The organism is Hyphomicrobium sp. DY-1 (assembly GCF_047497105.1).
Taxonomy (GTDB): Bacteria; Pseudomonadota; Alphaproteobacteria; order Rhizobiales; family Hyphomicrobiaceae; genus Hyphomicrobium_B.
The window spans coordinates 263,705-276,919 of record NZ_CP134870.1; the positions used below are offsets into that span (position 1 = coordinate 263,705).

Below are 13,215 nucleotides of genomic sequence, written 5' to 3' on the forward strand. Positions count from 1 at the left end.
AGTTCACTTATCTACAGCAACTGCGCCGATCCCATATCCGGTGCCCGATCCCGACTGCGGAATCTTGTTGCCGAAGTAGTCGCGAGATCCGACATCAAGATTAAATGGCGGCTTCGTTAGATCAATTCCGCGCCCCATCAGCTTTTGCGAGACGTGCAATGCCGCACGCGGACATGATCGCTTGTAGCCGCCGCAAATCTCTCCCAGGGCGGTGGTGTCAATTTGCGGATCATCGGTGAATGCCGTCGACCTGCCATCGAGCGTTTCGCTGCCCGTCGCTTGCCGCCAAGTATCAAGATTGGTGTAGTTTCTATCGCGCCACCGAATGGCGAACTGGTCCGTCAAATAGTAGCTGTTGGAGAGGATTTGAACCTCAGGCAGTTCTGATCCGGTATTGATGTAGTTCGCTCCATTCAGCGCTACGATGAGATTGTTTGCAATGATCGCGCCCTTGGGATTTCCCTGAATGGAAATGCCGGCGGTTGTGTTCGACGGCCCGTTGGAAATGAGCGTGTTGTTATAAATACTGAGCTGGGGCGCGTCGGCTCCCCTCGCAATTACGATGTTTCCGAAGTAGGAAGCGCCCCACGATGTGGCGTTGTTCACGGCGACATTATAGCGAATGATATTCCGGCCCCACTCGCCGTCGATATATGCGGCAAAGCCGGAACCCCAGTTGTCGTGAGCATAGTTGTATTGAAGAACCGAGTCCGTGACGTAGCCGTCGAGATCGAAGCCATCCCAATCGCAGCCTTTGACGAATTTGCTCGGCTTGGCGTTGTAGACTTCGTTGAACTGAATGACGATGTGACTTGAGCTATATGCCCAGAAACCGGATGGCCCACCGCAGGTATCGACATTGGCGCCGAGATTGTACGCAATGTTGTTTTGAATCAGGCCGCCAGTAACGCCATTGGCGATCATGCCGTTGCCGTCGGCCCCGTTGGTACCGCCAGGCCGGCCTCCAATGTCGTAAATGACATTGCCCTGATACAGAATGTTTCGGACGTTCTTGTCGCGTCCAAAGCCATAAAGCCCGTTATTGTCCGGACTTGTCGGTCCGTCAGAACCGTGCAGCACATTGTCGATGACATTCACACCATCGAGTCCGGCGCCCGGGTGGCCAGTAACAAAAATCTCGGCGCCATTCTGTCCGGGGCTGGTGGTGAAGAACCCGCTAATGTCGCATCGTCGAACTGTTATGTTTCGAGCGGCGTCATTGTCGTAAGGGTTTTGAATCCAGACACCAAAGGGCGTCTTGCCGCCGTTGCCGCGTAGAGTGCAATCCTGCACGACAACGCCGCTGGCGCCGACGATATCGATCGCTGCCACGAGACGCCCGGCGCAGTTCGATTTGATCTCAAATTTTCCATCCCCATAAGCGCCGATCGTTACCGGACGTTCCGCGGTACCGCGCAGCATCCCGCGCGAAATCTGAAGACAGCCCACAAATGTCTTGCCGCCCTCAAGGAGAATTGAATCTCCGGCATTATAGACAGACTGCTGTATCCTCTCGAGGCTGCGCCAAGGCGCGTCAGGCGCTATTCCTGAATTCAAATCATCCCCCGTCGGCGACACATAATAGGTCGTCCCAGTACCGGAGGCTTCAGACGATTGAGCTTTGGCGACGACGGCGCAGCAGAGCTGCAAGCAGACGACAAGCACAAGCGGCACTGCGCCCAGAGGGTGGGGGAAACTCATGAAACGCATACATGCTCTCGCGGCGAATTCGGCGCAGGCCGAGATCGACCTACCGGGTTTGTTGAATGCCAACAGAGGGGGTCAATTCAGCGTTGGGCAACGATGGCCAACGTGGCATCGGTGTCCTATGCCGCAATTTGAGCCGAGGCATCAAGCTGGCAATTCCACAGGCGTAAAACAAAACGGTGTAAGGGTAAAAAACCAGAACTATCGATTCAAATGGTGAGCGAGCGACGAGCAATAATAGCATCGACGCAAAAAATGCTGTCGTGCTGCTTGGAAAATTCATGACGTTCATCAACGCGAAATAAACAAAGACAAGGGCAGCAGCCAGAAACGCAAGTAACCCGAGCCATCCCAGGTCGACCAGAATTTCGCGGAAGGTATTGTGGAACTGAAAGACGCGTCCATCGGTCTGCCCGAACATCGACAGCACTGAAGCCGTTTCATTCGAGTCGCCGAGCCAAAATGCCTTATATCCATGTCCAAGCAACGGGGCTCTCGAAATCCAGATATCGGCCCAGTCCCAAAGCGTGGTTCGGCCTGTCAACGTCGGATCTTTGTTGAAGGCGGCAAGCACGCGGTCTGACGAGAACCCCATGCCAGCAAGGGCCAAGGCGGCGAACATCACAGCGATGAGCCCAATGACCACAAATGTCCAGCGCGACCATCGGTCAAACCGCTTGAGCGTCAGGAAGCCCAAGAATGCCAATGCGAAGCCGACGGCTGCAAGCGCCGATGAGAGCGCCTCGACGCCGGCCGCTATGCCCGCGCCGAGCGGAAGAAAGACGAGTGTCGACAAGCGGGAGAACGTCGGCTGACCTGCATCCGTGGCCACGCCCAAGGCCGCAGCGAACAGCGTAAGGCCCACGAAACCCATTGCGTCCTTGCTTCCCGTTATTCCGATGAGTACCGGACCCGCCGCCGACGGGCCAGTTTGACCGGATATGAGCGAAGCAATGACCACGATTGCCATCGCGTAATAAATGCCGCGAACAATTTCTCGACTTGTCGCGCAGATGCCGATGAGAATGCCGACAAAGATCGTCACAAGCAGCTGGATACCGTACCAAAGCGAGATGGTCGGCACGTCTGACCAGGTCGCCGACAGCATGACAATCGCCGGAAAAATGAGCACGACCTTAAGTTCGGCACCATATCCCACAAGCTCCCGGTGAAACTTGAGAGCGCAGAGGCCCGTGACCGCCATTATTAGCAATGGAATAATCAGCGAAAAAATCTGGACGTTGAAGATGGCAAAGAAAAACGTCGTGGCGGCGAGCGGGTAATTCAGCAGGCGGCGGCGCGATCGCTGTGAAGATTTGTGTTTTCGCGTCATCGCTTTCAGCCGTCCTCAAGCTGCCGAACTGGATCTGGCTGCGCTAAAGACGGGAAATGCTTTCCACATCTGCCGCAAGGCGCGCTGAGCCGGCTTTTCGAGCAAGTTAAACATCGCAACTGCCAGCGCAAGCATCGACGCGAAGGCAATCGCGATAGCGGTCATGTCGCCGAAGCCTAATCGCTTCAGATTTGAGATGATCGTTATGCCGATGTTTTCATGCAGTAAATACAGCGAATATGATGCCTGACCAACAAGCAGCAGCGGCCGCCAACTGAGCGGAACGTTCAGACAAATCAGAACACCCATCAAAACGACCCCGGTCGCGACGAAGAGCGCCGCCACAACGGACGGCTGATCGAGCAAGCTGACGTAGTCGAGATTAAGGACGTAAAGAATTACCGCGCTCATCAGACAAAGACTGGCCGCGAGAACGTTTCGGGAGAAGTGCCATTGGGCGATCGCGACGCCGAAGAGAAAGAAGCTCATATATTGGTGAATGAATATTTTATCAGCGAGGTTAGGGGCGATGTGAAAGCAAATTTCGCCCAGAATGCCGAACAGAATGATCCCGGCCCAGAACCGCCGGCCCAAGAGGATCAGAAAAAAAGCGACCACCGCATAAAACTTAAATTCGACGGCCAAGCTCCAATACACACCATCGACATACTGAAAGTTCCACTTCGACGGCAGAACGGCGGGAAGCATCAGCATACTTGAAATGATGTCGACGACGCCGCGATGGAAGGGTTCGGGGCCAAAAACGTTGACGATAAAAAATGTCACGAAGATCGAGCAGATAAGCGCCGGGTATATCCTCGAAAACCGCCTGAAGAGGAAGTCAACTGCATTACTCGAGCTCTCAACCGTTAGCGCGATGACCGTACCTGAGATGACGAAGAAGAATTCAACGCCGAAGCGGCCGAGTTCCCATAGCGGCGAATAGGCCTGTGAATACTGATAGAGGTTGTCGGGAAAGAACGGAGGCGCCCAGCGAACAAGATAGTGGAAGCAGATGACGAGCAAGATCGCCAAACCGCGCAGAGAATCGATCGTGTCGATGCGCTTAACCACATTGGTTTCGCGCCCGTTATTCGTCTCGGTGGCGTTTGCTGGGATTCTTATCACGGCTGATGTTCCGGAAGCTGGCGGGATTCCGCCAGGTGACAAAGGTTTCTCAGCCGCGACAAGAGCCGAGATGTGTCGGACACGTCTACAAACACAGCGCGCTCGGTTTGACGCAACGCGTTTGCTTTTTCGTTGTAGCCGGAGGCATCGAGATGAATAAGAAAATCGGAGACCGTTTCCTCCATTGGCTCGCGAAACGTCCAGCCGCGATCGTCGCGCTCCACAATATCGCCTGTGGCCGTACCTGCCCGTGCCAACGCAGGCACGCCGTATAGCCCGCCCTCGTAAAGCCGGTTCGGTATCAGCCAATCGGAGTTGGCACCGCAGGCGCTGAAGTCGATCGCCCAGGCGAAATCGACTGCGGAATAGATTTCCTCGAGATCGCGCGGATTTTGATATGTTCCGAAATAGGATATATTCGGTGTTTCAGCCGCGACAGATTCTAGCAGTTCACGGGTAATCCCGTCGGGTTCCGACGGAACGCCCCTGATATGGACGGCGATCCGATTCCCGAGCCGAGACGCGATCGCGCGGAGAATCTCTAGACTGCGATTGCAGCGAAGAACACCGAACCAACCTATCGTCCAAGCACGCTCGTCGCTTTGATTGCGGATGTGATCCAGAGGACGAACCGTCTCATGCTCTGACCCGAGCTTGTTTTCGAGAAGAAACCACTCTCCCGTGTATCTCTGAACCGGCGAGAAATAACGGTCGACAAAATAGGGAGAACTCACAACCAGCAGTCGGCTGCAAGCCAACAGCTGGCGCTCTAGGAGGCGCAGGATGGCTGCCTTGACGCCGCGGCCCGTAAAGGCCGGATAAACATCGAGCGCTTCGTAGACAATCGGTGCATGGGAGCGCGCCAAAAGGCGACCCAACCAAGCTAGCGCAAGCATGTCGATGTTGCGTGCATAAAGAATGTCGGCTTGCCGAATGACCGCACGGTGACACCATAGAATTACAATCGCTTGCATCAAGCTGAACAAACGACGACCGTGATGCCCGTCCTCGGTCACCCCAAGATTGATGTTATTCCAATCTGGGGCAGGCAATGCCATTTCACGGCGACGATCGAACATGAAACCGGTAACGTCGGCACCATTTCTTTGCAATGCGCAAACGCGCTTTCGGATGGTGCTCTCGTTCGAGTCATGTCCAAAAAACGCGATGCTGATGTTCTCGCGCGCACGCCTTGCTCGGCTTTTATCAAACGAAAGCTCGATCTCCTCGTCCTGTCCGATGCAGCAGCTTGTTGGCATCTCTTTGTCCGGCTTCGGAGTTATCGCTCAGCGCACACAATCGACCGCGATCGACGTGCCTCGACGAGCGCAGGGAGCAAGACTGCAAACTGTCGACGCCGATACGTCCGACCGACCGTCGACGTAGGCGAGCAACTCACGGACGCAGGCCTCGCGAGAATAATGTTGCTTGAAGTAAGTGTAGGCGGCATCAGCGCTCCGACGGCGTAATTCATTGTCCGATAAGAGCGCGCTGACTGCATTGCCGAAAGTGACAGCGTCATCACAGACATTAAGCGCCGACGCGATGTCGTCCCCCATCCCCTCGACGGACACCGTAGTCGCTACGATGGCCTTGCCCTGGGCCAATGCCTCAACGACTTTGACTTTCAGTCCGGAGCCTACCGTCAGCGGCGAAATAATAACGCTGGCTTCGCGATAGATAGGATCAAGGTCATCGACGATGCCGCAGAACTTGGCTCGGGGCGCACCTTCGGGAAATTGCGAACCGACACCGCCCGCGACAACCAATTCAGCGTCGGGATTTTCGGCATATATCCGCGGCCAGCAAAACTCCAGAAACCATCTGAGGCCGATAACATTCGGAGCCGTATTGCTGCCTATGAACAGCACGCTTTTGCCTGCGCCTGGTTGAGGCGCATCGACTGATGCGCACACGACGGGAGCCAGGAGTACCGTATGATCCGGAAGGCGCGCCTTGACGTGTTTCGCCTCGATATCCTGGATGGCGATGATCGCATCGGCCTGACCAAGAAGCTGCATCTCGCTGGCTTCGTCCAAAGTCTTGACCGAGTCAGGCAGCTTGGCGTCCTTGAAGCGACTTTCCCTCACGGAAAGAAGGTCGTGCATGACGACCAAGCTGCGCGCCGGCTCGCTGAGCGCGAACGGGATTGCTGGCGTGGTGAACGCATAATCGGCGATGACCAGTTCACTTTTCGAAGCGTGCCGAGCCACGTACAGAAGTTCGTCACGTTGCCAAGGCGCGCCAATGACATAGGGCGCCGGCGTATCCCAATAAGAGAGACGTTCCACGCCGAAGCGCCGTAGGACGCGTGCAATCTTGGCCTTCAATGCAGCAAGTGCGATGCGCGGGTCTTTGCTGACGCAGAAATTTCCGAACTTCCAGGCGCCGCGCAGAAAGATTTCGCTGAAGACTGACATTTCGGCACGAAGACGCAACACTGGCAAGCGCCCGATGGTACCGGCGTTCGGCGATACGAGCGTTACGTCATAGCCATCGTCTCGCAACGCCCGGCAAATTCCCAGGATGTACGCGGAGCTGCCGTTTGTCGGCCCGATGATGCGTTGTCTTGAAATCAAACAAGCCTTTTTGGTCGACTCCGACTGGTCTTTCGAACCTTGAATTCGGCGCAGACGTTGGAGACGCGCAGCCAACGGCATCCCCAGAGCCGAGATCGTGTTGGGATGATGGATCGCAATCTGTAGGGCTTGCGACCAGGATCGAGATTTGATCGCCGTAACGAGACGATCGAAGTTCGACGCGCGTTCGATGGATGCTTGGCGGCGAGCGAACGCTTCGGCGACTTCAACAGAACAAGCCGAGAGCGACGCCTTCAGGCGCATGTCGCCGTTGAGCATCTGCTGAAGGTCATCGCGTGACAAACGGTGAGAAATCGAATTCGGATGCTTGCGGTAGAAATAGCCAAGACTGTCGATCAGCCGGTATTTGGCGCCCGCAGCAAGGGCCCGCGCGATAAGATCGGCATCTTCGCCAATCTTCAGCGCCGTATCGTATGTCAGGGCGTGCTTGCGTAAGAACGCCAAATTCAAAAGTGGTTTGAGGTAGCCTGTCGCCGGAACGGTCCCGTAGATGAGGTTCGAATTCAAAAAATCGGCGAGCGAGATATAGGCCATCTGTCGCTGAGCTTTTGAAAGGTGCTCGCCAGGACGGCGTCCCTCGCCGAATACGAGCAGGTCATCGGCGCAGATTTCCGCTCCGGCCTGGGCTTCCTCGACGAGCCTTTGCAGCCGCTCCGGGTGCATGAAATCGTCGCTATCAAGAATGGCGACCCAGGTTCCCTCAGCCGCAGCAAGCCCGGCATTGCGCGCAGCGGCCGGGCCAGCGTTGGTAGGCAGTTCGATCAATCTGACGCGATGATCGCGAGCGGCAAAATCCCGCGCGATTTCTCGGCTTCCGTCTGTCGACGCGTCGTCGACGACGATGACTTCGAGGCGCTTCAACGTCTGATGTAATGCCGAATGAATCGCGCCGCCGAGGAATTGAGCGCAATTGTAATTGGCGATCAGAACCGAGACGGTCGGCGCGGGTGAAACTCTAAGCATTACTTATGTCTTAAAGCCGATCGGCTTCTCCGTCCGAGGAGAAATCACTCGCCGCATAGATGCGGAAGTTGCGAATGCCCGGTTGACTATCGGCTGTCAGCGCAGAGCATCTCACCCGCCAAATAAGCAGCCTCAGTTCTATTTTTTGCGTTAAGTTTTTTCATGATGTTACGGACGTGAACCTTCACCGTGCTTTCACACATGTTCAGTTCGTAGGCGATAATCTTGTTCGCCTTACCCTTGCGAAGCGCGTCGATGACCGCAATCTGGCGCCGCGTGAAAAGCGTGGTCTTGGGCGGCGCCTCACGAGGCGCGGATGCCGCGGATGATTTCCGGGCCGCGAGTAGGCCGTTCACTGGGAAATACTTGCCGCCGGCCATAACGAGCCGCAGAGCGTGCGCCGCTATTTCAAGCGAAATATCTGCAGGAATGAAGCCGTTAGCCTCGCCGTTGAGCGCAGTAAGAATGAGGTCGACATTATTCGCGTCGGCCATAACGATGACCGGAACGTTAACGCCGGCATTCTTCAGCTGTTCGAGTTGGCTCGAAATGTCGGAGCTGCTGGCGTCCATCGCGCATACGATGATGACTGCGGGCCTGACATCGGAGAGCTTGTCGAAATATTCCGCGACACTGCCGACACCGATGCCCTTTATTTCGGTTGCATTGGAAAGGCTTGAAACAATGCAGTTGCGCACGAAAGAGCGCGGCTCAATTACAATTAGCACCGAAATGCCGGGCTGCTTCAATTGCGCGGTTTCAGACCGCGCATTCTCCAAAGGCGCTTTGTTGTTATTTGAAGGTGTTTTGCCCATCGCCAAAGGAACGACGGGCCCGGTCTCACGGAAGGACGTACGCACGATACAAAAACTCCAAACCTACCGCCACGATGAGGTGTATGACGTAGTATGGCCCACTCTCTTTTATACCAATTTTAGTTACAATTGGACCGAAAACGCAGCACCTCGTTAATAAATTCGGATTGCATTATTGGTGCCATAGTCGCAGATCTAAGCCATTTATATGCCGGCTTTTTGTTGTCATCGTGAATGCATGACGTCCAAGCTACTGAAATTGCATGAGTAAATAAGTTTTATTTTACAGCATTCTTGTTTCTTCTACCAAGGTCTTACACGCGCTCGTTTACCATATAAATAGCGCACACTGCCATCTCCGATGGCTGATTATCAGACCACGCACGCAAAAGTTCTACAACTTACGCTTTATGATTTGTTTCATTATAGGTCATCAGATGTGGGTATGAATGTAATTTGAATAAAAACTGCTCAGAATCCGGATCACTGCCCCATTTCTGGAATAAATGATTTCCCCCCTCTTCCCCTTTTTTGGACGCTACCTCTAGTTGCCAAACATGGCGCTGCGCCATCGAGAGCCGCTAGCTAGGCCGCCTGCCCTGTATTCAAAACCGCTGGGATGGTACGGATCAGGATTACGAGATCCTTTGCAAACGACCAATCCCGCACATATCGAAGATCGTAATTTACGCGCTCATCGTAGGTTGCGAGGCTGCGACCACTGATTTGCCACAAGCCGGTAATGCCGGGGCGAGCCTTGAAATATTCGACGGCATTGTCGCCGTAGAAATGCAGTTCCTCGGCAACGATCGGCCGAGGGCCGACCCAACTCATTTCCCCGCGAAGAACGTTGATCAGCTGGGGCAGCTCATCAAGGCTTGTTTTACGGAGCACATATCCGAGTGCCGTAATCCGCGGATCATCGGCCAACTTGCGCGTCCGCCGCCATTCGTCGGCTGCTGCAGGATTTGTCTCGAGGTGGCGACGGAGAACCGCGTCGCCGTTTAGCACCATCGTGCGGAACTTGAGACATGAAAAATACTTGCCGCCAAAGCCGACCCTTCGGTGGCGGTAAATCACGTCGCCGCCAGTCGTCAGCTTGATGGCGCCGGCGAGGACGAGCAGTAATGGGGCAAGCAGGATCAGAGCCGTGAATGCTACGAACGCGTCGAACACACGCTTGAATCGGCCGCCGACAGGCGGCGGTGCCCGCTCAGGACTGGCGTTGATGCTGTAGAGCGCCCAGAGGCGACGCCGCGCGCGGGTCACAGACGCTTCGCCTTCGACCTCCACGCGTCCGCGCTCGTCGGTGCGAGCTAAAGTTGCAGACAGCAGCCTAGCCTCTGAGCCGCCGCCATCCGAACGCGAAATTACCGAAAAATCGCGCGGCGAAACGACAGACATCTGGAACATATACCCCGCAAAAACGCACTTATAATTTAATGAACTAGGTCTCTTCCGCTCATTCCAATTGTCAAATATTGCCCTGTGAAAGCCAACCGAACCAAAAGATGTAAGTGGTGAGATGCGCGCCGGTCTGCCGTTACGGCAAATGGCTAGGGGTGGCTAAACCGTCGCTCAGCCTTTTTGGAAGGCGCGCGCGCCATCGAGCCGCCGCGTTGTCAGCCTCTGGCGAAGTCTGATCAAGGGTTGTTCCAGTAATAGCCAGGATGCCGACGCGAAGAGAATGGTGAGCAAGAAATCGAGCACCACGATCCACCGATGCAGCAGCGGAATTGGCAGGCCAAAAAATTCAAGAAACGCGTTGGAATGGATCACTGGGTGGAAGAGGTAGGCGCCGTAGCTGATCACGCCCACCCAGCGGATTGGCGCCAGATCCAAGGCTCTGACGGCGAGACCATCCTGACATTGCGTAATCTGAACGAGAAGGCAGGCCGCCAAGATGCCGACTGCCGGACGGCTAAGTTCAGCAAATTCGGGATTGGATAGTAGAATTGGCGGCGACAGGACGAGTGCGAACACGATCACGATCGCCCAATCGTTCAACAGCCATCGCGGCAAAGGCCGGTCGGCAAAAAGTCCGGCCAGGCCGCCAAAGCCAAACAGTCCGATATTTACGAGCGAATTAACGTCGAAGGTAATGGGCGGACGGCGATCAGCGATGAACAAGACAGTTGCCGCAATGCTGACGATTAGCAGGGCAACGCATAATCTGGATACGACGGCGCGCGGCAGGAACAGTACGAGCGGTGCGAAGACGAGATAGTATTGTTGCTCGACGGCCAGGCTCCAAAAGTGGCCGAGATCGTCCCGCCAACCGTGACGCTCGATATAAATATTCGAATAGAAAAGCAGATTAGCCCATTGCCGCCCGGCGTCTCCAAGATCGTAATGGCCGCTCGCGGCCAGGATGGCCAGCGCCGCCAGCAATGCGTAGTAGGGCGGAAAAATCCGAAAAGCCCGAGTCAGATAGAAGCCCAGCAGTGCCTCTTTACGGGACGTTCGTCCCGTTTCGATCTTCGATCTTTGCCCCGCCAAAATGCGGGTGATCAGAAAGCCGCTCAGAACAAAAAAAATCCAAACCGCCAGCGATCCGATGCGATCTGTCACCGGCATAATAACTTTGTGGCTGACAAAAACGAGCAAGAATGCGATCGCGCGCAGGCCGTCAAAGCCCCTGATCCGTTGGGACAACATGATCTCCGATTGGGTTAGTGGGACATCGGACCCGAAGCCCAAATTAATACACCAAGTTCATGGCGTGACTGCGTTGCAATTCCCGTACTATAGGGACAGTCTTTCTTCATCGACCGCCACGCCGCGTTAATGATCGTCTGCCAGCTTACGATGGGCATAGTCTTTGCACCGGGCTGGACAATGAATAGAAGTCGCTAGCTGGGCTAACGGGGTCCGAACGAATGCGGCAACAGGTTAAATCACTGGCTAAAGCGGCGGGCATTGAACGCAAACACGTGGCGGCAGCGCGGATGTGGGGGGAACGGAATTTCCTCGCCACGTTCGGCCAGAAACGCTTCAAGCCTCATGGCCGCATTCTTTGCTATCACTCCATCGACGAACCGGAAATGGGCGTCAATGACGTCAGCGAGCGGCAATTCCGGGCGCAGATCGAGCTGGCGCTCAAGAAGGGTTACACGTTCGTCGAGCCGTCGCGAATAGCGCGAGGCCTCGGAAGCGAACGCGACCTCGCGATTACGTTCGACGATGGTCGCCGGAGCGTGGCGACACACGCTGCCCGCATTCTTGCAGAATACGAAATTCCGTGGACGCTGTTCGTGGTTACGGATTGGACGGACCACACGAATGCCTATCACCAAGAGCGGATCGTATCCTGGAAAGATCTCGAACACTTGATGACCCTCGGCGTCGAGATCGGCAGCCATTCTCGTACCCACCCCGACTTTGGCAAGATCAGCGAGCGCTTTCTGACTGACGAGCTGTCTGGATCGCGAAAGATTATCAAAGACAGATTGGGGGTCGCGCCAACGACATTTGCCATTCCACTCGGTCAATCAATGAATTGGACCGCCGCTGCGGCCACCGCCGCGCGAGAAGCCGGATATGAGATCATTTACGCGCAGGCGGAGGAGACGCGGCCCGCTTCTACCGTCCCGCGCACATTCGTCACCCATTTCGACGACACGCGCATTTTCAGTGCCTCGCTTGCCGGCGTGTTCGACCGCTGGGAGGAATGGATATGACGCCAACAACGCCCAGGCGGGTTTCGGTTGTCATCGGAACTCGGGACCGTCCCGCATTGTTGCGCGAAGCTCTCGCGAGCATTCGTGCGCTCGAGGGGCCGGACCTGACATTCGAGATTCTCGTCGGAGATAATGGAACGACACCCGAGACGCCGGCCGTCGTTGCCGAATTCAGCGGGATCTACGCGAAAACGGACAAGAATGGTTGCGCGGCGGCACGCAACCTCGCAATGCGGCGCGCGACAGGCGAATTCATCGCGTTCCTCGACGACGATGATCTGTGGACTCCGCAGCATATCCGACCACATATCGCGTTCCTCGACGCGCATCCCGACCACGAAGCCGTTTTCAGCCAAATCGTGAGTACGAATACTCTGCGGCAGCCAATAGGCGAGCCTTGGCCCGGCGCTCTGCCTTCCGACGGCGACGTGTTCGACATGATGCTGAGTGGATATTTTCCGCAGGTGGGAGGCAGCGTCTTCCGAGGCAACGCCGTCGCAAAATACGGTCTGATGGACGAAAGCCTCATCGGCGATTCCGATTGGGACTGGCAGCTGCGCATTGCTCGCAACGGCAGGATCGGCCTCGTCAAGATGCCGTGCGTACTGTTCCGCCAGCGGGATCCCGGCTCTTTCGATCAATTGCAACGCACACGGCAGAAATACACGAAGCGCATTTTTCGCCGGCATGCTTTCCTATCGCGGCAGCCGCCGCTCGAGCGGCTTACCGCGCGCAAAGTCTACCGCGCGTATCTGGGGTCGGTCTGGCAGTATTTCGATTATTTCTGCGGCCAAGCAGTCAAGCGATCAACCGCAGGCGAATTTAAAGGCGCGAGACATGCGTTGTTCGGCGCATTTGTGACGTTGCCACATGTGACGGCTGTCCGGCTCATTCGACCAACGGCTTTGCGAGCCGCACTGTTCGCATCTGTGCTTCGCAACCGCAATCTCGCAACCAAAGAGGGTAACGTCGGATAGACGTGTGCGCCT

At 55.7% G+C, this 13,215-nt stretch carries 10 protein-coding genes; 2 read left to right on the top strand and 8 right to left on the bottom strand.

What is annotated here, in order from left to right; genetic code table 11:
- Positions 1-3: 3 nt before the first annotated feature.
- From RLW41_RS01245 to RLW41_RS01280, 8 genes are all read right to left on the bottom strand, one after another.
- Positions 4-1,710 (bottom strand): hypothetical protein, encoded by a 1,707-nt coding sequence (locus RLW41_RS01245; protein ID WP_414463167.1) that lies wholly within the window; start codon positions 1,708-1,710, stop codon positions 4-6.
- Positions 1,711-1,750: 40 nt separating this feature from the next.
- Positions 1,751-3,040 carry an O-antigen ligase family protein gene (locus tag RLW41_RS01250; protein WP_414463168.1) on the bottom strand — a complete coding sequence of 430 codons (1,290 nt, stop codon included), beginning with the start codon at positions 3,038-3,040 and terminating at the stop codon, positions 1,751-1,753.
- Between the two features lie 15 nt (positions 3,041-3,055).
- Positions 3,056-4,168: an acyltransferase family protein gene (locus RLW41_RS01255; protein WP_414463169.1), complete on the bottom strand. Its 1,113-nt coding sequence runs from the start codon at positions 4,166-4,168 to the stop codon at positions 3,056-3,058.
- A complete protein-coding gene (locus tag RLW41_RS01260) occupies positions 4,165-5,427 on the bottom strand; it encodes a glucosyl transferase (RefSeq protein WP_414463170.1) in 1,263 nt (420 codons plus the stop codon). The genes RLW41_RS01255 and RLW41_RS01260 overlap by 4 nt, the downstream gene beginning before the upstream one ends.
- Positions 5,428-5,454: 27 nt before the next feature.
- Positions 5,455-7,731 (bottom strand): glycosyltransferase, encoded by a 2,277-nt coding sequence (locus RLW41_RS01265; protein WP_414463171.1) that lies wholly within the window; start codon positions 7,729-7,731, stop codon positions 5,455-5,457.
- An 86-nt stretch (positions 7,732-7,817) separates the two neighbouring features.
- Complete coding sequence (locus tag RLW41_RS01270; protein ID WP_414463172.1) at positions 7,818-8,591, bottom strand: LuxR C-terminal-related transcriptional regulator; 774 nt, start codon at positions 8,589-8,591, stop codon at positions 7,818-7,820.
- A 540-nt stretch (positions 8,592-9,131) separates the two neighbouring features.
- Positions 9,132-9,950, bottom strand: a complete 819-nt coding sequence (locus RLW41_RS01275) for a sugar transferase (RefSeq protein ID WP_414463173.1) — start codon at positions 9,948-9,950, stop codon at positions 9,132-9,134.
- A 174-nt stretch (positions 9,951-10,124) separates the two neighbouring features.
- Positions 10,125-11,204 (bottom strand): acyltransferase family protein, encoded by a 1,080-nt coding sequence (locus RLW41_RS01280; RefSeq protein WP_409560533.1) that lies wholly within the window; start codon positions 11,202-11,204, stop codon positions 10,125-10,127.
- Between the two features lie 290 nt (positions 11,205-11,494).
- Here RLW41_RS01280 and RLW41_RS01285 point away from each other — a divergent pair, with 290 nt between their 5' ends.
- Together RLW41_RS01285 and RLW41_RS01290 are read left to right on the top strand one after the other, a co-directional pair.
- Positions 11,495-12,226, top strand: coding sequence for a polysaccharide deacetylase family protein (locus RLW41_RS01285; protein WP_414463174.1), 732 nt, complete (start codon positions 11,495-11,497; stop codon positions 12,224-12,226).
- Entirely contained in the window at positions 12,223-13,203 is a 981-nt protein-coding gene (locus RLW41_RS01290) for a glycosyltransferase family 2 protein (protein ID WP_414463175.1), read from the top strand. Before RLW41_RS01285 ends, RLW41_RS01290 begins: the two co-directional genes overlap by 4 nt.
- Positions 13,204-13,215: the final 12 nt, after the last annotated feature.

Coding starts and splice junctions, on each gene's coding strand:
- RLW41_RS01245 (WP_414463167.1), bottom strand. CDS start 1,710: ATGCGTTTCATGAGTTTCCCCCACCCTCTGGGCGCAGTGCCGCTTGTG.
- RLW41_RS01250 (WP_414463168.1), bottom strand. CDS start 3,040: ATGACGCGAAAACACAAATCTTCACAGCGATCGCGCCGCCGCCTGCTG.
- RLW41_RS01260 (WP_414463170.1), bottom strand. CDS start 5,427: ATGCCAACAAGCTGCTGCATCGGACAGGACGAGGAGATCGAGCTTTCG.
- RLW41_RS01265 (WP_414463171.1), bottom strand. CDS start 7,731: ATGCTTAGAGTTTCACCCGCGCCGACCGTCTCGGTTCTGATCGCCAAT.
- RLW41_RS01275 (WP_414463173.1), bottom strand. CDS start 9,950: ATGTCTGTCGTTTCGCCGCGCGATTTTTCGGTAATTTCGCGTTCGGAT.
- RLW41_RS01280 (WP_409560533.1), bottom strand. CDS start 11,204: ATGTTGTCCCAACGGATCAGGGGCTTTGACGGCCTGCGCGCGATCGCA.
- RLW41_RS01285 (WP_414463174.1), top strand. CDS start 11,495: ATGTGGGGGGAACGGAATTTCCTCGCCACGTTCGGCCAGAAACGCTTC.
- RLW41_RS01290 (WP_414463175.1), top strand. CDS start 12,223: ATGACGCCAACAACGCCCAGGCGGGTTTCGGTTGTCATCGGAACTCGG.